The organism is Paenibacillus sp. FSL K6-1122, from assembly GCF_037977015.1.
In the GTDB taxonomy this organism is placed as follows: domain Bacteria; phylum Bacillota; class Bacilli; order Paenibacillales; family Paenibacillaceae; genus Paenibacillus; species Paenibacillus amylolyticus.
This window is the reverse complement of sequence record NZ_CP150272.1, coordinates 4,183,454-4,208,661: the sequence shown is the minus strand read 5'-3', so window position 1 is coordinate 4,208,661 and position 25,208 is coordinate 4,183,454. Positions and strand designations below refer to the sequence as shown.

The following is a 25,208-nucleotide window of genomic DNA, read 5'->3' as shown; positions in this document are numbered from 1 at the left end:
GGTATTATGAAATTGATTTGATTAAGCTCATTAAATTTTGTGCTTTACAATCTATTCATGCCTGTACTATAATGATACCAATATTAACCATAACAAACCTGAGGGAAAGCATCCCGAAGTGAACGAAACCGGATATCCGGTCTGTTCTTCTTCGGTGAAGCTTTCCCTTTTTTGTTGTGTATTGAAGGAGGAATTGATATGAGACATCCGGCCAGGCTGGAACGCGGAAGCCTGCTGGGAGGTAGATATCGTATCGTATCCATTCTGGGTACAGGCGGAATGAGCCATGTATACGAGGCGGAGGATCTGAAGTTGCCGGGCAAGATATGGGCAATTAAAGAAAGCGTAACGGCTATGCCATATGAAGGCAGTATGGAGACGGAGGCCGCTCTTCTGACATCACTTCGCCATCCAAGATTGCCGCAAATTGTTGATTTTTTTGTCCCGGATGAAGATGGGTACACATACTTGGTGATGGAATACATCGACGGGTTAACGCTCAGTGAGTATTTCAAGCAGTGTCGTGGGAAGATCCCGATGGAGCAGTTGACGGAGCTTGTACTTCAATTGCTCGATGTGTTGAGTTATTTGCATAATCTGAATCCACCTGTGATCTATAGGGATCTGAAACCTTCAAACATCATGATCACGCCGGAACATGAAGTAAGATTAATTGATTTTGGTATCGCCAGAAGTTACAAACCGCAAAGTGCTGAAGATACCGTTAAGTTGGGAACCGCTGGTTTTGCCGCTCCAGAACAGTATGGCGCGGGTCAGACCGATGCGCGTTCAGATCTTTATGGACTCGGAGCATTGCTCCTGTATCTTATGACAAGTGGTGCGTATACGGAATGGATTCAGGGTGTGGAAAGCTCTATCCGAAGTGATGTTCCGCGGACATACATCCCTGTGGCGAGAAGACTGTTAAGGTATAATGCCGAAGAGCGATTCCAATCTGCCGATGAGGTGCGGAAGGAATTGCTCCGAATACCCGGTGGAACAACGTCTGGTGGAGATACAACGATGACCTTGAATGGCGGAACAAGAGTTATTGCCTTGACTGGTGCTTCATCTGGTGTAGGGGTTACCCACACGGCTATAGCTATCAGTCATTATCTCGAAAGGCAAAACTTCAAAGTAGCTGTGATTGAAATGTCACCTCGCTCTCAATCTTTTGCAAGGATTCAACAAATCGCTCAAGCGGGTAAACCGGTGCCAGCAGGCAGACAGTTTGCAGTGGATGGTGTGCATTATTGGAAACAATCCGGGCGAGCGGATATTTTGTCTTTGCTTGGGGGGAGTTATCAGTTCATCGTGATGGATCTCGGTAGTGGTCAGGACCAGAACCGGCTGGAAGAATTCCTGCGTGCAGATCTTCCCATTGTTATAGGCTCAGGTGCCGAATGGAGACAGGCCGAGATTGGCGCCTTTATTCGATCACATCATCGGTATCCACGAGAGAAATGGATCTATTGTCTGCCCCTGGCAGCAAGTGAAGCAGTTCAGCGCATTCGTAAAGCTCTGGATACATCGAGTGTATATGGTCTGCCGTTACATATTGATCCTTTTGACAAGGACGCACAGATGGATAAAGTGTTTTCACATATTTTAATGCATATGATGGCACAGCAGCCCAAGAAACGTTCATTCTTTTCAAGAAGGAAAGTACATGATTAGAAGATTACGAAAGGAGAGCCTCTTTTGTCTAAATTAAGAAAACAAAGCCGTCAACTGATCTATGCCGGACTTATCGGAGCAGGAGCTGTAGGGTTGGTGTTCGGAGGATATGTTATTTACAATGTCAAAACGATGGGGGATGTCAGGTCAGCTGTAGAAGCCCGTTATTTATCGGCATATGAGGAAAAGGAAGCTGAATTAAAGCAACAATGGGATTCGGGAGCACAAGGATGGGTTACGATTCGGGATATTGAAGCAGGTGAACCGATATTACCGGAGGATCTGAAGCTCATTGCTGTTCCGGATGCACAAGCACCGCGAAATCTCTGGTCCAGTACTAAGCAGATGGAAGGCCAAGTGGCCAAAATAGAGTTGAAAAAAGGAACAGCCATTACCACCGAGATGGTGTATGAGGATGTACCGGCTCCTCCCGATTTAAGAAATCGAGAGCTGCAAGTTGTATTACTGCCGTCCTCACTTGTTAAGGGAGATATTATTGATGTTCGTATTCAATTCCCTACCGGACAAGACTATGTTCTCTTATCGAAGAAAAAAGTGGAACGACTCAATGCAGCTACCTTATGGATTACGATGACGGAGGAAGAAATTCTGTCACTCTCAAGTGCAATTGTAGATGCCTATTTACATAAAGCTTCAATCTATGCCTTAACCTATGTAGAACCACAGTTTCAGACACCTGCAATCGCGACGTATCCTGCCAATTCAGAAGTGTTAAAACTGCTGGAGAGTGATCCGAATATTGTTCGACGAGCCGAGCAGGAGTTATCCAGACAGGTGCGAAGTTCGCTTGAAAGTTCACTGGCCGCCTCCATGACAGCACCGTCAAAAGGGGTTGAACAGGATGTGGCACAATCCTCAGTTACATATAACAGTCGTCCATCATCAAATAATCCGGCAACCTCGGATGGAGTGATGTGGAATGATGGTTCAGGAAACGGAGCAGGAGCTAATTCTGGAAGCGTAAATGATCCTGCTGATGCTTCACAAACAGAACAACAGAGCTTGCTAACGGGTGGAGAATAGAGCGAAATCCGAGGTTTAATTTAGAGTAATTCAGATAACAGGGAGTTTAAGAAAAAGAAAGGAGTTGTAACATCTATGCATACATGGATCTTTGCGGGTTTATGTGAGAAGAATGATCTGATGTTATATCTTTGCAAGATACTGGCTTCGACAGGCAACAAGGTTTTGCTCGTAGATGGAACCTTACAGCAGAAGTATGGGTACGGTGTAGGTGACAGTCAGCAGTCTTTGCGAATTACGGAATTTGAAGGATTTGATATCGCTTGTCATTTTGTTACTTCAGCAGCAGTAGAGAATCATCTTGAAGTAAATGGCGAGCGATTGGATAGTTATGACTATGTGTTATATGACATGGAGACCTCGCATTTTGCATCACGTAATCTCTGGCTAACCGCTGATGTAAGAGTCTGGGTGAGTGATTATGAGCGTTACAATCTGGAACGTGGCAAGGGCTGGTTGAAGCGGTTGCTTGAAGAACAGTCATTGCCTGGTGAGCTGTCATTTCAGCGGCTCTTAATTAACGGGGTTGACTGCAAGCTTGAAGCTCGTTATCTGTGGGCGTATCTGGAGGGCAGTCCGTTTGTGTGGACTGGAGAATCCTTAGTGCTTCCGTGGGATGAATTAACAGCTGCAGTTAAGCTTGAGAATGAGCATCATCGCCGAGTTCATCTTGGACCTTTGTCACGAAATTACAAAAAATCGTTGTGTCGCGTGGTCGAGCAGTTAACAGGTTGGGAAAGTGTTCGCAGTCGCCGTGCGATGAAAGAAGCAGAGAGGATGAGAGCATGAGCACCATTACCTTTTGGAGTCCTTTTGCAGGAACAGGTTGCACTTCGAGCACATTAATTAGTGCTTATGCGATGGCACTTCACTATAGGACAAGAGTGTTACTTGTTAATGCAGGCCTTGCAGGAACTGGCACAGAAGCTGCTCTACCATCCAAAGATACGGAATCAGCGGATTTTATGTTCTCCTTTGAAGAGGGTGGCTGGGATGCGATTGAACGGCTGCATTCGAGCGGCAGTCTGAATAAGCACAATCTCAGGGATTATACCAAGCCACTTCTGAAGGAAAGACTTGATTTCCTAACCGGAAGAATTGATGAGATGGAACGTTCCCCGCAGGAACATGGTGAGACAGTGAAAAAGCTGCTAAATGTAGCTAACGAGTATTATGATCTGGTTCTTCTGGATGCAGATCATGCTGGTGTTGATTCACAGCTCAAGCTGCAGCTGGCGGACTATGTTGTAATTAATCTCGATCAAAATATGCGAAATCTGGAGTTGTTCTTTGAAGAGATCCTGCCAGAACGAATGAACAATAAGAATATACATGTTGTCATTAACAAATACGATTTGCATTCCCGTGCAACGCTTTCCAATATTCGGCGCCAGTTCAGATATAAAGGCACGATATCTGCGATACCGTACACAACCGGATACCTGGATGCAATGAATCGGCGAGATGTCGCTAGATACTTGCAGTTGGAAAGTTTGACTGAGGATAAGGATATTCGTAAAGGGAGTTTTGCTGCAAGCATGAGCGAACTCGCTCGCCTGATTATGGACGGTGCAGGTATGCGCACAGTTCTGAAGAGGCTGGAAAGGGGAGCCTGAACCTCCGATGCTCTGGAATACCATATGGATAAGTTTGATTTTGATTCTGTGCCTGACTTATATCTGGTTCAAGTATAGAACGTTTCTTCGTGCAAAGAGTGCTCGTGTTCCTGAACAGGAATCATTCACGATTGACATGTTGATTGAGAAGGTGAAGAACTCACTTCATGAGCTTAGTCATAGTCAGCTCGCGGATGCGGGTCTGCATGAAGAAGAATATCGTCGAAGAATTAATCAGCGTGCCGAGATGAGAAAAGCACTGAAGGGCTGTGTCTCAGGCAGTATCAGCGACAAAACGTATGTCAAAAATCTGATAGGGGATCTCCTGACCCGAAGCATAGGGCTGAACAAATCAAATGTAGATGAAGTTATTTTGTTTGCAGAACCAGATTTGTTGACGATCCAGGACCGATTCGAAATTGTGTTTTATCTGTACCGACAGCAATTCGGTGTAGATGCACTCTCCCGAATGATTGATACCTACGATCTTGGCAGACTGAAAATGGAGGAAGGTACGGACGATGGAGGAAGTTATTATATCTCTGAGGAGGATATTCAGTATGTGTTCGAGTGTGAATATCGAGAGCTTGGATTCAGAGAAAAGACGGATATCATCGTTCAACGTATCTATCAGCATTATAAAGGGTTCTCGGTTGTTGATGAGATAAGAGACCAACGTATTGACGGGGTTAGTGGTGGTGTTAGCGGTATGCTTGATGCTGTTCATAATATGGGACTTCGAAAACCGGCATCATGGAATGATTTGCTGGATCAGGGACTGGAGGATGATGCACATGAAGAACCGCTTAGCGGCATGGAAAGTGTCTGGATTTTCTATAAAGGTAAGTCCATTCATCTATCCTTTCTGTCCTTCGGCAGTATTCGTGAACTGAAAAGGGTATGCCAGAATATATACAAATACAATTATCCCGGACAGTTGTCGGAAGCAAGTGGATACAAAGTGAATGAGATGAAAGACGGCTCTCGTGTCGTTGTGGTTCGTCCTCCTTTTGCAGAATCATGGGCGTTCTTCGTCCGGAAGTTCGATATTCCGAATGCCTCACTTGAACAGTTGATTACGGGTAACAACGCAAATCTGCCAATTACATTGCTTCAATACCTGATGAAAGGAAGCCGGATTACAGCTGTAACCGGTGCACAGGGTTCTGGTAAAACGACGTTGCTTATGGCTATGGTCAAACACATCTATGCATCGTACACCCTTCGGGTGCAGGAGATGGCGTTTGAACTTCAATTAAGACGGATCTATAGCCGACGTAATATTTTGAGTTTCCGAGAGACCGAACACATTTCAGGTCAACAAGGGCTTGATTTGCAGAAAAAAACGGATGGTACCGTCAATATTCTCGGTGAGGTTGCGAGTGATGAGGTGGCCGCATGGATGATTCAAATGTCTCAGGTTGCCAGTCTGTTCACCCTGTTTACCCACCATGCCAAAACGTTTCGTGATCTGGTCTTCTCCCTCCGTAATTCCTTGCTCAAGACAGGTATGTTCCAGCATGAGCATATTGCTGAGGAGCAGGTTGTGAGTGTAATCAACTTCGATGTTCATATGAAGAAAGATGCTGAGGGACGAAGATATATCGAACGAATTACGGAGTGTCTTCCTCGTGCGAATCAAGGTGATAGCGTGGAAGAGAGGGCAGGTTTTACATTTCATAATGTTGTGGAGTACAGAGATGGAGCGTATGTTGCAACAGCTCCAATCTCCTCTGGAAGCATGGTGGATATGCGAGACCAGATGACATTACAGGATGCAGAGAAATTTGAACTGTTTATGAAGCAACACTGGGGTGATCAGCATGACAATTAAATGGATTCTGCTCCTCGTATTAAGTATTTGTGCAGGGGGTTTGCTGATTACACTTCTGGTTTTAAGTATGTTACGTCACAGAGGAGGTGGTTCAACAAGTCAATCCGGCGTGATTTTTACTCCTGGCGGGAAGGGATTCAAAGGATTGGGATCAATCTTGTTGCAGTCCTACCGTCTTGGAATGAAAGTGCCATTGCTATCAGCTTATATTCTACAGGTGCAGAAACGTATTTCATTCCGCCATGTTGGGGATGAGCCCTCACTTCGCAGGCTGACGATGACAGTGGTTCTAATTATTCTTGGAGGTTATGGAGGCATAAGTGTCATTCTGTTTCTTCTGCAGCCGGGTATCGCTTTTGTAATACTGTCCGTGCTCTGTGCTGTGGTACTAAACAGCCTGGTATTGGATATGTGCCTTAGTCGTATGGAGAAAAGGTTGCTGGTGCAGATGTTGGATCTCTTTGCAGATGTAAGGCATCGGTATCATCAGCATGGCATGGTTGAGGAAGCACTCTATGAAGCCGCTGAAGCAGGTACAGGAGAAGCAGCAGAACAGGTAAGACTGATCTACGAAGCTCTAACTTCTCCAGATCCGAATGAAGCACTTGAGCGTTATTATGAAGTGGCTCCTAACCGTTTTCTCAAAGGATTTGCCGGCGTTTCCTATATGGTTATGGAGTTTGGGGATAAGGACAGAGCACAAGGCTCCATCTATCTCAAGGGACTTGGTAACCTGACTCAGGAGATTCATCTGGAGATTTTGCGGCGTGATAAATTGGATTACCTGCTCAAAGGACTTAATATCATCGCGCTCGTTCCGGTATTGTTCACCGCTCCGATCGAACGTTGGGCTAGAGTCAGTTTCCCAACGATGGATGAATTTTATCGCAGCAAAATCGGTTTTGTTACCAAAATATCGATCTATGTGATCATCATCCTTGCTTATTTGCTTCTGCAAAGACTCCAGCAATACGATGAGACCCGTTATCGGTCAGGGCATAAGCATTCATGGTTGGATCAGTTTCTGTACAAGCAAATCTTCATACGGAAATTGGCGATGTTGTTTGCGGCGAAACCTGGCAGTACACAGTACAGTCAAACGATACGGCTCATGAGGGAGAGCAGTTCAGAGTTGAAATACGAATGGCTTGCCATTCGACGAGTGTTGTTATTCGCAGGTTGTTTGGTCCTTACAATGGGTTGCATCTTGCTGTTGCACCAGGTTGAACGTAACCACATCTTGTATGATCCAATCCGCGATGATCGAATGTTTGGTGCAATGGCTGAAACGGATCTCAGGAAAGCTGAGGAAAAAACAGCGTTGGATCAATCCGTGCTGGAAAGTGTAGAAATGAACCGAGGAGCTACATACGAAGAAGTCTCCAAAGCGTTACAGCAGTTATCTCCAGTTCAGTTAGACCATGATACCCAGAATGAGACCATCACGCGCATTATGCAGAAACTTGAGGTGTATAACAAGCAATATGTACGCTGGTGGGAAATGATTATAGCCATTCTCATGGGTGCAGCGGGGTACTACATGCCCGTATGGCTCATGTTATTTCAGCGGAAAATGCGAAGGTTGGATATGCGACATGAAATCTATCAATTCCAGACAGTGATTTCCATTTTGCGTGAGATGGACCGTATGTCAGTTGAAGAGATATTGGAATGGCTTAATCGATTTGCCGTCATTTTCAAGCGCCCGCTGCAAAAATGTTTGTTGCATTTTGAACATGGACCAGAGCTTGCACTTGAACAATTAAAGGAAGAGGCGGGCTTGCCCGAGTTCCAGCGACTGGTTGATAAATTGCAGCTTGCCCTTGGAAAAATCTCAATACGTGAAGCCTTCGATGATCTTGAGAGCATGATGGCATTCTATTTTGAACAACGCAAGCAGGAATACAGCAAAATGATAGATGTCAAAGCATCATGGGGGAGAACCATTGGATTTACACCTATGTACGCCCTTATCTTTTTGTATCTGGTTATTCCATTGGTCGGTATGAGCTTCTTACAGATGAGCATTTATTATGAGCAAATTCAGAAACTGTAGCACAATTCATCTGTGTGACAGTCTGAAATAGTTTAATAACTTATAACTTGGGAGGATTTATCATGAACAATGCATCAAGCGCTTTAAAGGTGGCAGCAGGGATATTCTTAACAATCGCTTTGATCACAATTGTAGTTCTGTTGTTTATTTCGGCTCAGGAGGCAACCAAGACGGCCCAGAACAATTTTGCTGATATCCAAACCGAGTTGTCCCAGGCTGCATTTACGGTATATGACGGAACAACCATCAGTGGATCACAGGTAACGAATGCGCTGCGTAAATATGCGGACAAGGACCAGTTCGGTATTCAAGTTATTACAGGTAAAAATAAAGCGGGTCAATGGTACGGCAATCAATTAAACATTTCACAGGATCTCAATAATGCGGACTACGGCTCGGTTATTGCACCCGACGATAAAGTGGGGATTATTAACCAGACCATGAGTGAAAAAGAAAATCAATATGTCAATCCAAGTGGTAAATTCAAAGCCATTATCGTAAAAGACCGTTCGAACGTGGTAAGAGGGCTGATCTTCCAGCAATCCTGACAGGAGTTGGTTTAACATGTCAAGGAATACACAGCATCTCATGTTGTTTTGTACGGCGGTTGTCCTGTTTGTGACAGCCTGCCTGTACGGGCAACAGAATGTTAAGATTTTATCAGCGGCCTTGAACGACAGAGTACAGACAACAGCAGGCATGGAAGGTCGGCTGACAACAACACTGCATACCACCAATCTGTATCAGTATAGTGGAGCGGGAGTGTTGCATACCGTTAGACAGATGACAGGCACAGGCATTCCTGTGGAGGTAGATGGAACTTCGTATGTGATCGATCCACTTGTCAGCAAAACAGCGACGATTCCTGTCCAGCTCGATGCCACCTACAGACCAGAGTTTATACGAAATGAAACTGGAGAACTGCTCAAGATTGTTTTTTGGAAGGAGGCGAGTGTGAATTGATTAATGCCGCATCCAAGCTGCTTGCCGTATTGCTCGCAGTCCTTCTGCTCTATGTGTACCCAGCTGCTGAAACAGCCGATCGGCAGGATGATATAGCACGTATGACGGCTGTTCAGAATGTAACACGTTTTGTTGATGCTGTCCGAACGAAAGGGTATATTTCACCTCGAATGTTGGCTGATTTTGAGGAGCAACTGGCCCAGACGGGCAATGTGTATGATGTGTCGATGGAACATTTACATAAGAAATATGTACCTCACTATATAGACCCGATGGACAATAACAGTTTTAACGGGACCTATGAAGTGGTGCAGGATGGATATTATGCAGCTCAGATTCGAGAAAGACTATTCCCATCCTCAGGTGTGATACCGGTTGATGATCCTGGCCGAAGATATACGTTGACGACAGGGGATTTTTTCACCGTGACGCTCCAAAATACAAATCGTACACCTTCCATGCTCATTCGTGAATGGTTGAGTGGCACGGTTCAGGCTTCAGCAGTATTTGTAACATACGGAGGTATGGTCCTCAATGAAGATTACTGAGCTTTCCATTGTATTCGTGCTGATCTTTTTCCCGCTCTTCTGGATCATCTCACTCCATACGCAAGATGCCGAGGAGGCTCAATATCTTGGCCAACGATACAGATCTGCACTTCAAACTGCAGTCATGGATGCAGGTGCAGTGATGCATCAAAATGAGAAGCAAAATGATGAAGCAGGTTATGATTCAACCAAGTTTGTTAAAGCGGACAAAGAGCTTGCCTTGTTGACATTTACGCAGACGATGGCTTTGAATATGGGGATTCAGAATGATCCTGCAGCTATTCGAAACATGTTTAATTACATTCCTGCCGTGGTTATTCTGGATTATGATGGCTATTATATGTTGTCCACAGAAACAGAGTTGACAGGTAACCGTGAAGATTCTTTAAGGCAAGTGTGGAGTCCCAAGAAACCTTATACATATTCAGATTCTAATGGTAACAGTATTAACTTTACACTGGACGACTACGTATATGCCTTTGACGCAAGCGCAGGGAAATGGATTGAGGGATTCCAAAAAGAACTGGCCTCAAGCACACAGATTCCTTTACTTCAGAATACCAGCGTATTTGAGCAAGTTAGACAAAGCCGGATTGTGACTGCTGTTCAGGATGATCTGGCTGATGTGATTAACCGCCATAATGAGTTTGCCAGAAAGAACGGTATTTCCTATACGTTTACGATGCCCCTGATTGCGCAGGAAGATTGGTACAACTCCATTAACGATACAGGGATTATGGCCTTTATCCAAGGTATAGGTGTGGGTGACCAAAAGATCAACAATTATGCGATCGGTGGAGGCAGACTTGTGAAGAAAACGGCCATCGTAGGTGGGGTAGATCCTTTAACGGGTATCAAGTACTATTACCCCTCCACATGTGGTAATGGTTACCGTGCTGAAGAGGTGTTTACAGACGCAAGACAAGCAGCTGCACAAGGCTATTTTGAATATAAATGCTCTAATCGTTAGGGTAGCCTGTATGATAAAATCATGTAAGAGGTTCCTGAACTGTTTACATTACTTTCAGAAAAGACGGGACCTGTGCTAGAATAGGGTTTCGGAACAATAACAAAAGTAATGTCTAATAGATAGGAGCAACCTCATCTTATGAGTTTATTGTCAGTAGAGAACGTAAGTCACAATTTTGGAGATCGCACGTTATTTAAAAATGTATCGTTTCGTTTACTTGCCGGAGAGCGCGTAGGACTTGTTGGTGCCAATGGTGTGGGTAAATCCACATTAATGAACATCCTTACCGGTAAATTGCTTAAAGATAGTGGAAAAGTGGAATGGACACCTAAGGTCCGTTATGGATATCTGGATCAGCACACGAAGCTTACCCCAGGCAAAACCATTCGTGACGTTCTTAAAGATGCATTCCTTCCGTTGCTTGAATTAGAAAAAGAAATGATGAATATAACGGACCAGATGGCAGATGCAGATCCAGATAAGCTGGAGCAGTTGCTGGAAGAGATGGGCGATATTCAGGAACAACTGGAACAGGGCGACTTTTATCTGATTGACGTAAAAGTGGAAGAGATGGCCAATGGACTTGGTTTGTCCGCAATTGGTCTGGATCGGGATGTCGCAGCTCTAAGTGGTGGACAACGTACCAAGGTGCTTCTGGCCAAGCTTCTGCTTGAGAAACCTACAGCTCTTTTGCTGGATGAGCCGACCAACTATCTGGATGTAGAACACATTGAATGGTTGTCACGTTACCTGAAGGACTACCCTCATGCGTTTCTTTTAATCTCCCATGACACGGAATTCATGAATGAAGTCGTAAATGTCATTTATCATTTGGAATTTGCCAAATTAACGAGATATGCAGCGAACTATAACAAGTTCCTCGAGATGGCTGATATGAATAAAGCCCAGCATATTGATGCGTACGAGAAGCAGCAAGAGTACATCAAGAAGCAGGAAGATTTCATTCAGCGTAACAAGGCACGTGCTTCAACTTCTGGTCGAGCGAAGAGCCGGGAGAAGCAACTGGACAGAATTGAACGTATTGATCGTCCAGATGAAGCGGCCAAACCAACGTTCAAATTCAAGGATGCCCGCGCGAGCAGCAAAACGGTCTTTGAGGGCATTGATTTTGAAATTGGATATACGTATCCTTTGCTGCCTAAAATGACAATGACAATTGAACGTGGTGAAAAAATTGCCATCGTAGGTTGTAATGGTGTGGGTAAATCAACACTGCTGAAAACCATCCTGGGAAAAATATCTCCACTCAGTGGAAAGACTTTCTTGGGAGATTATCTCGAAACGGCCTATTTTGAGCAGGAAGTTCGTGCTGGGAATATCACGCCGATTGAGGATGTGTGGAATGAGTTTTCACATTTGACCCAAAATGAAGTCCGGGGTCATCTCGCTCGTTGCGGGTTGAAAAATGAGCACATTACCCGTCCGCTTAACATGCTGAGTGGTGGAGAGCAAGCCAAGGTTCGTCTATGCAAACTTTTGATGCGTGAAAGCAACTGGATTCTATTCGATGAGCCGACGAACCATTTGGATGTCACAGCTAAAGCTGAGTTACAGCGTGCCTTGCAAGAATTCAAGGGAACGGTGTTGCTGGTATCTCATGAACCTGATTTCTACGAGGGTTGGGTTACCAAAACATGGAATGTTGAAGAATGGTCTGAGAAAAACTAGACAATTCAAGCAACGCTTAATAGAAATGAACGGTGACAAAAAAATCCTTCTATGGTAACATAGGCTACAACTTCATATGAACACTAGGGGGGCCGCACGATGTGGCTGAGATGGAAGAATGCGATTCCGGACCCTTTGCACCTGATCTGGATCATACCAGCGTAGGGAAGTGGCGAGCGCGTTTCAGTGAATGACGTGAGCAAACGGCAATTCGAAAGAATTCAACCGTCTTGCTTAGTAAATTGAAACATGCAGTTGCGTGTATAACGTTATGGCTATAAGGTCTATAGCTTTATTGCACGAAATGAACTGTATGTATCAGTCAGTCATCTGGTCCTATAATTAATACGCAGCCACTCCCCTACGGGAGTGGCTTTTTTGTGTTTTCATAGCATTCACGCATGGAAGGAGATGAAAAGTACGGTAATTTCTCATGAACGTGTACACGGATCATTTGAACTGCATGTTGTATCTACGGGTGTAGGGAATCAAGCATCTTTTGTAAAAGCTGCAAAGGACGTTTGGCCATGGGTGGACTACATCCATATACGAGAGAAACAACTCTCGTGGCAACAAAAGATCGGTTGGGCTGAAAGTCTGCGTGGTGTTGGCGTTCCGTCTTGTCGCATCGTTATCAATGGTTCAGAACTGCCACCACAGAATGACATCTATGGCGGTGTACATTGGGGGCAAGAGGCTATACGTAACTACAACCCTGCTGTTATAAGCAATGTCCAGCGACTTCGTCTGGGTGTATCTGTTCATTCAAACGATGAGGCAAAAATCGCTGAAGAACGGGGAGCCGATTACCTTTTCTTCGGGCATGTCTACTCAACCAACAGTAAGCCTGATCTTGAACCAAGAGGATTATATGCTCTGGCTGAAGTGTGCTCTGGTGTCTCCATTCCTGTCATGGCGATTGGGGGCATCGAACCGGGAAACATTCACGCTATTCGCTCTGCAGGCGCACAGGGAGTCGCTGTGATTTCGAATGTATGGGCGAGCGATTCCCCGGATCGGGCCGCTGAATCATTAAGGCAGGCTATCGTTGCTACAGAAAGTTTGAGCCGCTGAATCAAGGAGATGAGAGGATGAAAAAGATCATTACTGATAGACCGGATAAGATTTATGCAGAAACGATTATTGTAGGCGGAGGCGTTGTTGGATGTGCCATTGCGTATGAGCTTGCTTCCCGTGGACAGGATGTGCTGTTACTGGAGCGTTCGGCGATTGCAGGAGGGACTTCTTGCGCAGCGGCTGGGATGCTGGCAGCAGACAGTGAGGATTTTGCTCATCCTTTGATGGCTAAGCTCGCCAGGCAGAGCAGGCAGTTACTTATCGAGCAACAGGTGCTAATGGCTACACTCAGTGAGGTAGAGACTGGTCTGCAACGCCAGGGATTCCTAACTCCTTTTTGTTCATACAGTGAATTAAGTAGTTATAAGGACAATCGGAAGTCTGCGTTGTCTGCTTCTGCTGATGAGGTGTGGTGGGACCGTTCCGTTGTGCAACAGGAGGCATCATGGCTTAACAGAGATACGTATGGAGCCTACTACAGACCTTACGAGAGTGAGATTCTTCCTGTCCATCTAACGAAGGCATATGCTGAATCCGCTCAAGCATTGGGAGCACGGGTTATGGAGGACATACAGGATATACGTGTGCAAGCAAACGAACACGGTGTGCAGGGGATCACCACATCGATCGGTGAGATGAAATGCAAACATGTCATTATAGCGGCTGGATTACAGAGTGAAGAGTTGATGAGACATGTGAATCTGAGCTTGCCTGTGTGGTCGGTAAAAGGTGAAATAGCCGCCGTTCAGTTCTCAGATGAACATGCAGGGTACAGACCTGATAGAACGGTGTATGCAGAGGATATCTATATTGTTCCCAAAGCCAATGGAGAGGTTTGGCTTGGGGCAACCAGTCTGCCAGGCAGAACGGATTTGAACGTTTCTGTACAGGGTGTTCAGAAGCTGCTAACAGCGGCTACCCACTGGGTGCCTGGGATGAAGGAAGCACAATTTATACGAGCGTGGGCAGGCGTAAGGCCGGCAACTCCCGATGGACTGCCTTATATAGGTGCTTGCAAGAGTATTCCCGGGTTGTTCGCCGCCTTTGGACATTACCGCAACGGTATCTTGCTTAGTGCGATAACAGGCAGGCTTATCGCTGAGTTGCTCGCTGGCAAAAGCTCAGAAGAACTCGGAATTGAGGCGCTGAGCCCTGAGCGATTGAACAGAAAGGGAGTGGTGCAGTGAATATCATCGTTAATGGTCAACGGATGGAGATTGAAGACAGATTGAATCGTGTGGATAAATTACTCCAATCTTTTGATTTGCAAGTCAAGACTGTAGTTGTAGAGCTGAACAAGCATATTTTAACGCGTGAGTATCATGAAACGACGGCATTAAGAGAAGGTGATCGAATCGAGATTGTACATTTTGTAGGAGGCGGTTGATAATGTTGAACATTGGTAAATATACGTTTGAGTCCAGATTGTTGCTTGGAACAGGTAAGTTTTCGGATCTGGAAGTGCAAAGTCAGGCTGTGGAAGCATCTGAAACGGAAGTTTTAACCTTTGCTGTTCGTCGTCTGAATCTGGAAGAGCGTAACCAGAAGCATTTCCTGGATACGTTGGATCTGGATAAATACACACTTCTTCCGAATACGGCAGGGGCTTTCACTGCGGAAGAGGCGGTGCGGATTGCCGAGCTTGCGCGGGCTTCAGGACTTTGTGATATGATAAAAGTCGAAGTCATCGGAGATGGAATGACGTTACTCCCAGATCCGATTGAAACGTACAAGGCTTGCGAAATTTTGCTGGAAAAGGGCTTCACGGTATTGCCTTATATTTCGGATGATGTCATTCTGGCCAAAAGGCTACAATTACTTGGCGTACATGCTGTAATGCCTGGCGCTTCTCCCATCGGAGCTGGTAGAGGTATCATCAATCCCTATAACCTTGAGATCATCATTGAGCAGGCCGTTGTACCTGTAATTGTGGATGCAGGATTGCGCTCCCCAAAAGATGCTGCTTATGCGATGGAACTTGGTGCCGATGGCGTATTGTTAAATACAGCCGTATCCGGATCAGGGGATCCAGTGAGCATGGCTAAAGCGATGCGATTGGGGGTAGAAGCGGGTAGATTGGCATATGAGGCAGGCATGATTCCCGTAAAGCGTTATGCAGCAGCCAGTAGTCCGGTGGAAGGAATGGTTCATACATGACAGATCAATTAACATCTTCCGAGCAGGCCGATCGTTATTCCAGACAGGAACGGTACGCGTCACTTGGTAAGGAAGGCCAGGCCAGATTAAAGGGCAGCAGAGTTTTAATTGTAGGCGCTGGCGCACTTGGAACAGGAATTGCAGAAACGTTAGTTCGTTCAGGAGTCGGACACTTAACGATTGTGGATCGTGATTATGTGGAGTGGAGTAACCTGCAGCGGCAGCAATTATATGTAGAACAGGACGCGCTTGAGCGGATACCGAAGGCAATGGCGGCGGAAAAACGTTTATCTGCCATTAATTCCACGGTTCATGTGGAAGGGAAAGTGTTGGACGTCAGAGTAGATGAGTTGGAAGAACTCGTTCAGCATACAGACTTGATCATGGATGCAACGGATAATTTTGATACCCGACTACTCATTAACGATATGGCACAGAAGCACGGTATTCCCTGGATTTATGGTGGATGCGTAGGTAGTTATGGTATTACCTATACGTTTATGCCCGGAGATACGCCATGTTTAAATTGTTTGCTGGGTGAAGTCCCTCTGGGTGGAGATACCTGTGATACGTCTGGCATCATACCTCAAGCGGTACAGATGGTAACGGCGAATCAGACCGCAGAGGCGATGAAGTTACTTAGTGGCAATGCAAATGCATTGAGACGTAAGTTATTGTCATTTGACGTGTGGAGGAACGAATACATATCCATCAATGTGGATGGTGCGAAAAAGAAAGACTGTCCTTCCTGCGGTACTTCGGCAACGTATCCATATCTTTCTGCGTCCAATCTGGAGAAAACCGATGTGTTGTGTGGCAGGGACACCGTTCAGATCCGACCTGCACGGCGCATGAATCTGGATCTTCAACAAACAGCGGAACGTCTGGATAGACTTCAAGAAGGAAAAGTGGAATCCAATCCGTTTCTGGTTTCTTTTACAACAGGAGTCCATAGAATGGTTATTTTCCAAGATGGACGTGTCCTCGTACACGGAACAAAAGACACAGCTGAAGCACGTACGCTCGTCCATCGCTACTTTGGTTAAAGCAAGAAAGAAGCAAAGTCTGTTCCCTTGAGGGAATGGACTTTTTCATTTTACGGCATGCTATCTGTACCAACCATTGCTGCGAGCGGTGGGGATAGAGACAGGCCGGGTGAAAAAGAGTGAAAACAGCCATTTTACTGATTGGAGCAGGAGAGCAGGTCAGCCTTATTCAGGATGTTTTATGTAGCGAAGGGTATGAGGTGCAACGAATGGAGTGGTCCGAACTAAACCAATCCGTCGAGCCTTCGTTGTTGCATATTAACCTGATCATCCTGGTAGACCGGGAAGAGGGGACGAAACATGGTGGACAGGATCAGAAATTAGAATTAAAACGATGGTTAGATAAAGGTCAGGTTATACCTCTACTGGTTATTACTTCAATTGCATCTCCTCAGTTCATCGTGGAATGGCTGGATTATGGAGCTAATGACGTGATGGAGGAACCTATCCACATGACCGTAATGCTTGCCAGAATACGAAACTTATTGCGTGTTTTTGCGAATGCAACACCAGAGGGCGAAGAAGTAATTGTAGTTGATGATCTTAAAGTGAATTTGCGTTCAAGACGGGTAAATCGTGCGGGTGAATACCTGACATTAACACCAAAAGAGTACGAATTGCTGGAATTTCTGGCCCTGCATGTGAATGAAGCATGTACCCGGAGTGATATTTTGCGGGAAGTATGGGGCTATGAATATGCGATGGATACCAACGTTGTGGATGTGTATATCAAACATCTGAGGGTTAAGGTGGATAAGGGAAGAAGTGTGAAACTGATTCATACTGTGCGTGGGATCGGTTATATGTTGCATGATAAAAATTAGATTACGAAGGTTAGTTCCATGAATCACCAGTTTAGAGTGTGGAAAAAAGAGGGTAAAAATAAAAGACCGGATAATACCCCCGGTCCTTACTCATTAGCTATGATGTGAATCTAAAGTACACGACGAGCTTTAACATACGTTCTCTTCCAAGTACCAGAGTCCAGATCAGAGAGGGTTACGCCTGGAGATCCGTACGTATGCAGAATCTTACCATTTCCCGCATAAACGCCTACGTGAGTGACATTGGAACCGGTAGAACGGCTACCGCTGGAGAAGAATACCAGATCTCCGACACGGAGATTAGCTTTAGACACAGCTTTACCTTCTTTGGATTGGTTCACGGAAGTGCGCGGCAAATCTACACCATACTTTTTGAAAATATATTTCATAAAAGAAGAGCAATCAAAAACTTTGGTTGTTGAGGTTGAAGCACCAAATTTATATGGAGTTCCAGTAAATTGTTTACCATAGTTAACAATCTGTTGACCTGTGGATACAGAAGCAGTTGCTGCCTGTGCAACAGGTGCGTTAGTCATTAATACAGCTCCAAAACCTAGTGTAGCGCACAACCCGACGGTTACGGCCTTTTGGACAAAGATGTTTGTTTTCATGTTAGTTAGTACCTCCAAAATTCGTTTTCGTTAAGTTGCTAGAGCGAGTATAACAGCTTTGTAACAGCCTAGAAATTGGATAGGGGAGTGTAATCCCTTGCACCACAATGGTTTGGGTATGTTTATTAAAATATGATTAAAAATGTCAAAAAATTAATCATTGACGAATGAAGAATAATGATGAAACAACAAAGACCCTTGAATATCAAGGGTCTTTATTATGTGTGAACCTATTTTCTTGATTGAATCACTGGTTACAAAAACGTAATAAATAACTATGCAGCATACGAGTAGATTCAATCTTTGCTCTGAATAATCAGTAATAAGCCGCTATCAATAGTGACTGTACCGGAGGAGCCTAAGAGCTTGTTGCTTACACCCAAGGATTGTCCCATGCGAATGGTGGCTTGATCTAGCGGATACATAAAACCATCTAGAGTTATTCCTGTAACTTCATGAGTCAAGGGGAGCAGAGAAACATATTTATAGTCACGGTCCTCAACCACAGCTTTGGATGTGGTCAGTGTCATGTAATTGTGCTTGTCCTGAATGGCACAGGAGATATGATGCTGCATCGCGCGAACCATAATATGTACATTGGCGAGTGTGTGATCCATACGTGTACCTGTAGCACCTAACATTAAGATGTGAGAAGGTTCGTAATCTAGCGCTGTCTCAAAAGCCATTTCTGTATCAGTAAGATCTTTGTGAACAGGGTCGCATGTAATGAACCGAATGCTATTGTTACTTACAATGATACGTTCCTCTTCATTAATGGAGTCGAAGTCTCCTACTGCAATGTGTGGCTGAATTCCGTGTTCAATTAAAAATAATGCACCGCGATCGGCCGCGATGATCATATCATCTTCTCGTATTTCCTGAAGTAATTGTACAGATAAGTTTCCGCCTGTAAAAATAATAATCCGTTTCGCCGTCATTTTATTTCATCCTTCCTAATTCAGAGAAAAATAGTCCATTGTTCAAATATAATGTTGGAACCTGTACAAATATATTCACCAAACCAGTATAATCCACAAAATGTGGTTGCACAATTTCAGTGCTCGCGGATACAATGGGTAGAGCGACATGGAGATGACTTGAAAAGTGAGGTTTGAACAGGTTGGACTTACACATTTTTGAAGTATTCAGCATTATAGGCACTATCGCATTTGCAATGTCCGGTGCCTTCGTGGCAATGGAAGAGGAGTATGACATTCTGGGTGTTCTAGTGCTTGGACTTGTCACGGCATTCGGAGGCGGGATTATCCGGAATGTACTTATAGGTATACCTGTAACGACACTGTGGAGTCAGGGATCACTTATTATGTTAGCCCTAGTATCAGTAGCGATTGCGTTTATATTACCTCTCAAGTGGATTAGTCACTGGAAGCGAACAGAGGCGCTGTTTGATGCAATCGGACTCGCAGCATTTGCAATTCAAGGGGCGCTCTACGCGGCGAACATGGGACATCCTATTAGCGCAGTTATCGTTGCAGCAGTGATGACCGGTATTGGTGGAGGCGTTATTCGTGATGTGCTTGCTGGACGTAAACCGCTTGTATTGCGTGACGAAATCTATGCTGTATGGGCAATGACAGCCGGTTTTGTTATAGGTATGGGCTGGTTAACAACGAATGCTGGATTATTATTTTGTTTTGCGGCCGTTGTGTTCTTCCGGATGTGTTCTGTACATTATAAATGGAAACTGCCACGTCGTTCGCTCGTACCATCTGAGACCGGAAACGTCAGTCCTCAGCCGGAGAACATTGTGACACAGCCAACATCGTCGGTACTTCAAGGTACGTTAAGCAAGGGGGATTAATATGATTAATGTTTTGTTTGTATGTCTGGGCAATATATGTAGATCACCAATGGCTGAAGCCGTTTTGCGTCACAAAGTCCTGGAGAAGGGGCTTGAACACCAGATTCGTGTGGACTCAGCGGGTACAGGGGACTGGCATGTTGGTAAACCTCCGCATGAAGGGACTCGAAAATTGCTGGATTCGTACCAGATTTCTTATGCCAACATGGCAGCAAGACAGTTCGCCAGCGAAGACTTTACTCAATTTGATTACATTGTGTGTATGGATAATTCCAATGCAGATAATGTGCGCAACGTTCCAGGCGGAGCTGAGGCGGAAATCATCAAGTTCATGGACATGCTTCCGGATGAGAAGCTTAGAGAAGTACCAGACCCGTATCACACAGGTAATTTTGAAGAGGTGTACGAGCTGGTTAACGCAGGCTGCGATGTTCTGTTGAGTAAGATTGAAGCGGAACATTCCTTAGCCTAAAAAGCAAACAAAATTCATGCTTAATTTGTAATTCGACAAAGAAGCAGGATTAGAGCACTTAAAGCAAGCAGGATATCCTGCTTCTTTTTCAGGTTACAATTGTAAGCGGTATCATTAAAATGAAAAACAATAGCGGCATTTCAGCCGCCTGTTAAAGTGATCGTTTTATCTTTCCTGGAGAAAATAAAGTAATGCTTCGGGCAATTCCTTCTGCCAAAAACCCCATTGGTGTTTTCCGTCTTTCTCCTGGTAGGAGACGAGGGCACCACGTTTTTCCAGCAATTCTCGAGTATCCCGGTTTAATTGAATAAAATCATACGTACCCGTGTCTGCCTCAAAATCAGTTTCCTGCAAACCAACAATCATCCAGATCGAGAGCCAAGACAGATCTTCAGCTGCGGCATAGATTTCCTGTGAAGCAGAGTAGAAGGCGCCAGACATGCTGATCACACGTGTGAACAGATCCGGATATAACAGAGCAAGATGAAGCGAAACACTGCCACCGAGCGAGTCTCCGGCAAGAATGCGTTCCTGCGGAGATGGACGCACAGGATATTTCTCTTCTATATAGGGAATAATCTCTTCAGCGAAGCAAGCGGTATATGCCTTGAATCGATCTCCAAATGGGGCATATTCCTGCGTTCTCACAGACACATCGACCTGAATCCCTACAATAATGAAAGGTTCGGCTCCTTCGTCCAGAATAATTTGGTTAGCTGTTGTAGCAATTCGTCCGAAATTAAAAAATTCTTCGCCATCCTGACAATAAACGACAGGGTAGCTAAGCAATTCGTTATAGCCCGGAGGAAGGTAAATACGGAGCGTTCGCTTCTCTCCGAGATAGCGACTTTCAATCTCTTCCTTCACAATCGTGCGTTTCAAATAGCGGGAATCCGTCATAAAACGTCACCTTTCTCGGTTAATTTTTTGCATTCGACCGCGCAATACGGTAAGATTACCCTTGTGCGGGGTTAGGTCAAACACGCAATCATGTATTATGCTGTTATACCAATATTAAGCCCCTGTTATACATACAATCCGACAGGAAACATAAAAAAATTACGGATTTCTTTGACGTATGGAGTGAAACAGGTGTATAATAATATTATAACAGCGGAACTTGATATTCAAATTTTTTGTTGAGGTGAAGAAAAAAATGAGCAAGGTTCCTTATGAAGTGTATACAGAGGATGTAGAAGCTCTGTCCGTGCTGTCTCCTGACGGCGAAATTGTTAACAAAGACATGATGCCTACACTTTCCGATGATCAATTAAAAGAAATTATGTACCGCATGGTATTTACCCGTACTTGGGATGACCGTGCAGTAAACCTGGGCCGTCAAGGTCGTCTTGGTTTCTATGCTCCAGTATCTGGTCAAGAAGCGACAATGGTTGGTAGTGAATTTGCAATTGAAAAAGAAGACTTTGTATGTCCTGGCTATCGTGACATTCCGCAACTCGTATGGCATGGACTTCCTCTTTATCAAGCATTCTTGTACTCCCGTGGACACCAACATGGTGGACAAATTCCAGATGGCGTTAATGTATTGATGCCACAAATCATCATTGGTGCACAAATTCTGCATGCAATGGGTATCGCTATGGGTTACAAATTGAAGAAACAAAAACAAGTTGTTATCACGTACACAGGTGATGGCGGTTCTTCTGAAGGTGACTTCTATGAAGGTCTGAACTACGCTGGTGTATACAAACTGCCTGTTATCTTCTTTGTACAAAACAATGGTTATGCCATCACTACTCCTTTTGCTAAACAAACTGCAGCTCTTTCCATCGCTCACAAAGCGGTAGCAGCAGGTATCAAAGGTGTTAAAGTTGACGGTATGGACATCTTCGCTGTTATCAAAGCTGTTCAGGAAGCTGCTGAGCGTGGACGTAACGGAGAAGGCGCAACATTGATCGAAGCAGTAACTTACCGTTTCCGTCCTCACTCCCTTTCGGATGATGCTTCCAAGTATCGTACAAAAGAAGAAGAGGCAGAATGGTCTGCTAAAGATCCTATCGCACGTTTCGCTAAATATCTGGAGAAAAAAGGTCTTTGGACTGAAGAAGATACAGCACGTGTGAAAGAAGAAGCAAAAGCTAAAGTAAATGAAGAGATCAAAAAAGCGGAAAAAACCGAGAAAATGACGATTTCAGGCTTGATCGACAGCATGTTCGAACAAACGCCTAAGCACTTGGAAGAGCAAAAAGCTGATTTCCAATAAGTTTTTTCCGATAAAGCATAAACATCCGCGACTTTAATGTCCCGGTATACATGTACGAATTCAAATGTGAACTGTCAATGTTTAAGGAGGAAATGAAGCAAATGGCACAAATGAACATGAAAGAAGCAATCCGTGATGCGCTTCGCGTGGAGTTGAAACGTGATCCTAACGTTCTGCTTTTCGGTGAAGACGTAGGTAATGTAGGCGGCGTTTTCCGTGTAACGGAAGGTCTGCAAAAAGAGTTTGGCGAAGAGCGTGTATTTGATACACCACTGGCTGAGTCCGCTATTGGTGGTCTGGCTGTAGGTCTGGGTGTACAAGGCTTCCGTCCGGTTGCTGAGATCCAATTCGTTGGTTTTATCTTCGAAGCCCTTGACCAAATGGTAGTGCAAGCTGCTCGTATGCGTTTCCGCTCCGGTGGAAAATACAATTCTCCAATCGTATTCCGTACACCATTCGGTGGCGGCGTAAAAGCGGCAGAATTGCATACAGATTCCCTGGAAGGTCTGCTCACGCAAACACCAGGTATCAAAGTCGTAATTCCTTCTAACCCTTACGATGCAAAAGGTCTGATGATCGCTTCTATTCGCGATAACGATCCTGTATTCTTCATGGAGCACTTGAACTTGTACCATGCTTTCCGTGCAGAAGTGCCTGAAGAAGATTACGTTGTTGAATTGGGCAAAGCGAACGTTGTTCGTGAAGGTTCCGATGTAACGATTATTACTTACGGTATGATGGTTCACACTTCTGTGAAAGCAGCAGATGAACTCGAAAAACAAGGAATCAAAGTTGAAGTTATCGACCTTCGTACGGTTAGCCCGATCGACATCGATACTATCGTTGCTTCCGTTAAGAAAACAAACCGTGCAATTGTTGTACAGGAAGCTCAAAAGAGCGCAGGTGTTGCAGCTGAAGTCATTGCCCAAATCAATGAAAAAGCAATCCTGCACTTGGAAGCGCCGGTTCTGCGTGTAGCTGGTCCGGACACTGTATATCCATTTGCACAAATCGAAGATACATGGCTGCCTAACCCGGCGCGTATCATTGCTGCGGTTAACAAAGTCGTAAATTTCTAATTTAATCATCTGACATGCCGCAAGGCGCAGTATGGTGATTCACACCGCAGCGCAAGCTGCACTGTAAACAGCCATTAGCCCCTTGAGTAACAGTTATTTGCATTAGCAGTAACAGTTGTTTCTTGGAGTTAAGGGTTGTTTTCAGGATTGAGCACATAATCAAGGAGGTTTTTCAGTTGGCTAAATTTGAATATAAATTCCCTGAATTGGGCGAAGGCCTGCACGAAGGCGAAATCATCAAGATGCACATCAAAGTCGGTGACAAAGTAACTGACGACGACATCATCATGGAAGTACAAAACGACAAAGCGGTTGTAGAGGTACCTTGTCCGGTTAACGGAACAGTTACAGAAGTATTCGCTAAAGACGGTCAAGTCTGCCACGTTGGTGAAGTTGTAGCGATCATCGATGCAGAAGGCGAACTTCCTGAGCAAGATGACGCTCCTGCTGGCGATCAAGGCGAGCAAGAGAAAGATGCAGCTCAAGGCGGAGCTGACACAAGCGGTTCTTCTGCAGCAGCTTCGAGCTCGGATGCAGCTAAAGAAGGCGGCAACAACAGCGTTCCCGCAGTACCTGCCAAAGACGTTCTGGCAACACCAAGCGTGCGTAAATTTGCTCGCGAACAAGGTGTAGACATCGCTCAGGTTAACGGCACTGGCAACAACGGTAAAGTAACCAAAGAAGATGTTGAATCCTTCAAAAACGGTGGCGGTTCTTCCGCAGCGGCATCTTCCGAAGCTCCGGCTCAAGAAGAGAAAAAATCCGCAGCACCAGCAGTTGCAGCTGATCAACACGTTGAAGAAGAGCGCGTACCATTCAAAGGTATCCGTAAAGCGATCTCTAATGCAATGGTTAAATCGGCTTACACAGCACCTCACGTTACAATTATGGACGAAGTGGACGTAACTGAATTGGTTGCTTTCCGTACTCGCATGAAACCAATTGCAGAGAAAAAAGGAACAAAAGTTACTTATCTGCCATTCATCGTTAAAGCACTGGTTGCGGCTTCCCGCCAATTCCCGGCTCTGAACGCTATGATTGATGAAGAAGCTAACGAAATTGTTTACAAAAAATACTACAACATCGGTATCGCTACAGATACAGACAACGGCTTGATCGTTCCTGTTATCAAAGATGCTGATCGTAAATCCATCTGGATGATTGCTGATTCTATCCGTGATCTGGCTGCTCGTGGTCGTGAGGGCAAATTGAGCGCGAATGAAATGAGAGGAAGCACAATCTCCATCAGTAACATCGGTTCTGCTGGCGGTATGTTCTTCACTCCAATCATCAACTTCCCTGAAGTTGCTATTCTCGGAACAGGACGTATCAGCGAAAAAGCAGTGATCAAAAACGGCGAAGTAGTTGCAGCACCTGTAATGGCTCTTTCCCTGAGCTTTGACCACCGTATCATCGATGGCGCAACAGCACAAAACTTTATGAATTACATTAAACAGCTGCTCGCTAACCCTGAGCTGCTTGTTATGGAGGTGTAAGAT

At 44.9% G+C, this 25,208-nt stretch carries 25 protein-coding genes and 1 riboswitch; of the genes, 22 read left to right on the top strand and 3 right to left on the bottom strand.

Going from position 1 to position 25,208, the window contains the following annotated elements:
* Window positions 1-198: 198 nt before the first annotated feature.
* From NSQ20_RS18965 to NSQ20_RS18885, 17 genes are all read left to right on the top strand, one after another.
* A complete protein-coding gene (locus NSQ20_RS18965; RefSeq protein WP_340030588.1) occupies window positions 199-1,677 on the top strand; it encodes a serine/threonine protein kinase in 1,479 nt (492 codons plus the stop codon).
* A 24-nt stretch (window positions 1,678-1,701) separates the two neighbouring features.
* Window positions 1,702-2,721: an SAF domain-containing protein gene (locus NSQ20_RS18960; protein WP_076250215.1), complete on the top strand. Its 1,020-nt coding sequence runs from the start codon at window positions 1,702-1,704 to the stop codon at window positions 2,719-2,721.
* A gap of 75 nt (window positions 2,722-2,796) precedes the next feature.
* Entirely contained in the window at window positions 2,797-3,510 is a 714-nt protein-coding gene (locus NSQ20_RS18955) for a hypothetical protein (RefSeq protein ID WP_017688052.1), read from the top strand.
* Window positions 3,507-4,337, top strand: a complete 831-nt coding sequence (locus tag NSQ20_RS18950) for a hypothetical protein (protein WP_340030587.1) — start codon at window positions 3,507-3,509, stop codon at window positions 4,335-4,337. Before NSQ20_RS18955 ends, NSQ20_RS18950 begins: the two co-directional genes overlap by 4 nt.
* 7 nt (window positions 4,338-4,344) lie before the next feature.
* Window positions 4,345-6,171 (top strand): ATPase, T2SS/T4P/T4SS family, encoded by a 1,827-nt coding sequence (locus NSQ20_RS18945; RefSeq protein WP_340030586.1) that lies wholly within the window; start codon window positions 4,345-4,347, stop codon window positions 6,169-6,171.
* Window positions 6,161-8,227, top strand: a complete 2,067-nt coding sequence (locus NSQ20_RS18940) for a hypothetical protein (RefSeq protein WP_340030585.1) — start codon at window positions 6,161-6,163, stop codon at window positions 8,225-8,227. The genes NSQ20_RS18945 and NSQ20_RS18940 overlap by 11 nt, the downstream gene beginning before the upstream one ends.
* Before the next feature lie 62 nt (window positions 8,228-8,289).
* Entirely contained in the window at window positions 8,290-8,775 is a 486-nt protein-coding gene (locus NSQ20_RS18935) for a hypothetical protein (RefSeq protein WP_036673846.1), read from the top strand.
* A 16-nt stretch (window positions 8,776-8,791) separates the two neighbouring features.
* Window positions 8,792-9,190: a hypothetical protein gene (locus NSQ20_RS18930; RefSeq protein ID WP_339282956.1), complete on the top strand. Its 399-nt coding sequence runs from the start codon at window positions 8,792-8,794 to the stop codon at window positions 9,188-9,190.
* Complete coding sequence (locus NSQ20_RS18925) at window positions 9,187-9,738, top strand: hypothetical protein (RefSeq protein ID WP_338706303.1); 552 nt, start codon at window positions 9,187-9,189, stop codon at window positions 9,736-9,738. The genes NSQ20_RS18930 and NSQ20_RS18925 overlap by 4 nt, the downstream gene beginning before the upstream one ends.
* Window positions 9,725-10,708 carry a hypothetical protein gene (locus NSQ20_RS18920; protein WP_339193727.1) on the top strand — a complete coding sequence of 328 codons (984 nt, stop codon included), beginning with the start codon at window positions 9,725-9,727 and terminating at the stop codon, window positions 10,706-10,708. The genes NSQ20_RS18925 and NSQ20_RS18920 overlap by 14 nt, the downstream gene beginning before the upstream one ends.
* A 138-nt stretch (window positions 10,709-10,846) precedes the next feature.
* Entirely contained in the window at window positions 10,847-12,397 is a 1,551-nt protein-coding gene (locus NSQ20_RS18915) for an ABC-F family ATP-binding cassette domain-containing protein (protein WP_036613631.1), read from the top strand.
* A 75-nt stretch (window positions 12,398-12,472) separates the two neighbouring features.
* Window positions 12,473-12,582, top strand: a riboswitch (TPP riboswitch).
* A gap of 226 nt (window positions 12,583-12,808) precedes the next feature.
* Window positions 12,809-13,471, top strand: a complete 663-nt coding sequence (locus tag NSQ20_RS18910; protein WP_340030583.1) for a thiamine phosphate synthase — start codon at window positions 12,809-12,811, stop codon at window positions 13,469-13,471.
* A 17-nt stretch (window positions 13,472-13,488) separates the two neighbouring features.
* The gene (thiO, locus tag NSQ20_RS18905) at window positions 13,489-14,661 is read left to right on the top strand and encodes a glycine oxidase ThiO (protein ID WP_340030582.1); all 1,173 of its coding nucleotides are present in this window, start codon (window positions 13,489-13,491) and stop codon (window positions 14,659-14,661) included.
* Window positions 14,658-14,861, top strand: a complete 204-nt coding sequence (gene thiS / locus NSQ20_RS18900; protein WP_036613636.1) for a sulfur carrier protein ThiS — start codon at window positions 14,658-14,660, stop codon at window positions 14,859-14,861. Before thiO ends, thiS begins: the two co-directional genes overlap by 4 nt.
* A 2-nt stretch (window positions 14,862-14,863) precedes the next feature.
* Complete coding sequence (locus NSQ20_RS18895; protein ID WP_340030135.1) at window positions 14,864-15,631, top strand: thiazole synthase; 768 nt, start codon at window positions 14,864-14,866, stop codon at window positions 15,629-15,631.
* Window positions 15,628-16,677 (top strand): ThiF family adenylyltransferase, encoded by a 1,050-nt coding sequence (locus NSQ20_RS18890; RefSeq protein WP_340030581.1) that lies wholly within the window; start codon window positions 15,628-15,630, stop codon window positions 16,675-16,677. The genes NSQ20_RS18895 and NSQ20_RS18890 overlap by 4 nt, the downstream gene beginning before the upstream one ends.
* A gap of 119 nt (window positions 16,678-16,796) precedes the next feature.
* Window positions 16,797-17,501, top strand: a complete 705-nt coding sequence (locus NSQ20_RS18885; protein ID WP_340030580.1) for a response regulator transcription factor — start codon at window positions 16,797-16,799, stop codon at window positions 17,499-17,501.
* A 110-nt stretch (window positions 17,502-17,611) separates the two neighbouring features.
* Here the strand turns inward: NSQ20_RS18885 and NSQ20_RS18880 are convergent, their stop codons facing one another.
* Entirely contained in the window at window positions 17,612-18,112 is a 501-nt protein-coding gene (locus NSQ20_RS18880) for a C40 family peptidase (protein WP_076250238.1), read from the bottom strand.
* Window positions 18,113-18,408: 296 nt separating this feature from the next.
* Window positions 18,409-19,050, bottom strand: coding sequence for a thiamine diphosphokinase (locus NSQ20_RS18875; RefSeq protein WP_076317623.1), 642 nt, complete (start codon window positions 19,048-19,050; stop codon window positions 18,409-18,411).
* Window positions 19,051-19,232: 182 nt separating this feature from the next.
* Between NSQ20_RS18875 and NSQ20_RS18870 the strand changes: the two genes are divergently transcribed.
* Together NSQ20_RS18870 and NSQ20_RS18865 are read left to right on the top strand one after the other, a co-directional pair.
* Window positions 19,233-19,934, top strand: a complete 702-nt coding sequence (locus tag NSQ20_RS18870; protein ID WP_036613646.1) for a trimeric intracellular cation channel family protein — start codon at window positions 19,233-19,235, stop codon at window positions 19,932-19,934.
* A gap of 1 nt (window position 19,935) precedes the next feature.
* Window positions 19,936-20,406, top strand: coding sequence for a low molecular weight protein-tyrosine-phosphatase (locus NSQ20_RS18865; RefSeq protein ID WP_076317624.1), 471 nt, complete (start codon window positions 19,936-19,938; stop codon window positions 20,404-20,406).
* A gap of 165 nt (window positions 20,407-20,571) precedes the next feature.
* Here the strand turns inward: NSQ20_RS18865 and NSQ20_RS18860 are convergent, their stop codons facing one another.
* Window positions 20,572-21,306, bottom strand: coding sequence for an alpha/beta hydrolase-fold protein (locus tag NSQ20_RS18860; RefSeq protein WP_340030579.1), 735 nt, complete (start codon window positions 21,304-21,306; stop codon window positions 20,572-20,574).
* Between the two features lie 256 nt (window positions 21,307-21,562).
* Between NSQ20_RS18860 and pdhA the strand changes: the two genes are divergently transcribed.
* The 3 genes from pdhA (at window position 21,563) to NSQ20_RS18845 (ending at window position 25,205) form a co-directional block, all read left to right on the top strand.
* On the top strand, window positions 21,563-22,630 hold the full coding sequence (pdhA, locus tag NSQ20_RS18855; RefSeq protein WP_017688072.1) for a pyruvate dehydrogenase (acetyl-transferring) E1 component subunit alpha: 1,068 nt from the start codon (window positions 21,563-21,565) through the stop codon (window positions 22,628-22,630).
* Window positions 22,631-22,731: 101 nt separating this feature from the next.
* Window positions 22,732-23,709, top strand: coding sequence for an alpha-ketoacid dehydrogenase subunit beta (locus NSQ20_RS18850; RefSeq protein ID WP_036613653.1), 978 nt, complete (start codon window positions 22,732-22,734; stop codon window positions 23,707-23,709).
* Between the two features lie 176 nt (window positions 23,710-23,885).
* Complete coding sequence (locus tag NSQ20_RS18845) at window positions 23,886-25,205, top strand: dihydrolipoamide acetyltransferase family protein (RefSeq protein ID WP_340030578.1); 1,320 nt, start codon at window positions 23,886-23,888, stop codon at window positions 25,203-25,205.
* Window positions 25,206-25,208: the final 3 nt, after the last annotated feature.

What these genes read in the sequence shown, in the direction of transcription:
- NSQ20_RS18965 (WP_340030588.1), top strand. Translation starts at nt 199, where the DNA reads ATGAGACATCCGGCCAGGCTGGAACGCGGAAGCCTGCTGGGAGGTAGA.
- NSQ20_RS18955 (WP_017688052.1), top strand. Translation starts at nt 2,797, where the DNA reads ATGCATACATGGATCTTTGCGGGTTTATGTGAGAAGAATGATCTGATG.
- NSQ20_RS18950 (WP_340030587.1), top strand. Translation starts at nt 3,507, where the DNA reads ATGAGCACCATTACCTTTTGGAGTCCTTTTGCAGGAACAGGTTGCACT.
- NSQ20_RS18945 (WP_340030586.1), top strand. Translation starts at nt 4,345, where the DNA reads ATGCTCTGGAATACCATATGGATAAGTTTGATTTTGATTCTGTGCCTG.
- NSQ20_RS18940 (WP_340030585.1), top strand. Translation starts at nt 6,161, where the DNA reads ATGACAATTAAATGGATTCTGCTCCTCGTATTAAGTATTTGTGCAGGG.
- NSQ20_RS18935 (WP_036673846.1), top strand. Translation starts at nt 8,290, where the DNA reads ATGAACAATGCATCAAGCGCTTTAAAGGTGGCAGCAGGGATATTCTTA.
- NSQ20_RS18930 (WP_339282956.1), top strand. Translation starts at nt 8,792, where the DNA reads ATGTCAAGGAATACACAGCATCTCATGTTGTTTTGTACGGCGGTTGTC.
- NSQ20_RS18920 (WP_339193727.1), top strand. Translation starts at nt 9,725, where the DNA reads ATGAAGATTACTGAGCTTTCCATTGTATTCGTGCTGATCTTTTTCCCG.
- NSQ20_RS18915 (WP_036613631.1), top strand. Translation starts at nt 10,847, where the DNA reads ATGAGTTTATTGTCAGTAGAGAACGTAAGTCACAATTTTGGAGATCGC.
- NSQ20_RS18910 (WP_340030583.1), top strand. Translation starts at nt 12,809, where the DNA reads ATGAAAAGTACGGTAATTTCTCATGAACGTGTACACGGATCATTTGAA.
- thiO (WP_340030582.1), top strand. Translation starts at nt 13,489, where the DNA reads ATGAAAAAGATCATTACTGATAGACCGGATAAGATTTATGCAGAAACG.
- NSQ20_RS18895 (WP_340030135.1), top strand. Translation starts at nt 14,864, where the DNA reads ATGTTGAACATTGGTAAATATACGTTTGAGTCCAGATTGTTGCTTGGA.
- NSQ20_RS18890 (WP_340030581.1), top strand. Translation starts at nt 15,628, where the DNA reads ATGACAGATCAATTAACATCTTCCGAGCAGGCCGATCGTTATTCCAGA.
- NSQ20_RS18880 (WP_076250238.1), bottom strand. Translation starts at nt 18,112, where the DNA reads ATGAAAACAAACATCTTTGTCCAAAAGGCCGTAACCGTCGGGTTGTGC.
- NSQ20_RS18875 (WP_076317623.1), bottom strand. Translation starts at nt 19,050, where the DNA reads ATGACGGCGAAACGGATTATTATTTTTACAGGCGGAAACTTATCTGTA.
- NSQ20_RS18865 (WP_076317624.1), top strand. Translation starts at nt 19,936, where the DNA reads ATGATTAATGTTTTGTTTGTATGTCTGGGCAATATATGTAGATCACCA.
- NSQ20_RS18860 (WP_340030579.1), bottom strand. Translation starts at nt 21,306, where the DNA reads ATGACGGATTCCCGCTATTTGAAACGCACGATTGTGAAGGAAGAGATT.
- pdhA (WP_017688072.1), top strand. Translation starts at nt 21,563, where the DNA reads ATGAGCAAGGTTCCTTATGAAGTGTATACAGAGGATGTAGAAGCTCTG.
- NSQ20_RS18850 (WP_036613653.1), top strand. Translation starts at nt 22,732, where the DNA reads ATGGCACAAATGAACATGAAAGAAGCAATCCGTGATGCGCTTCGCGTG.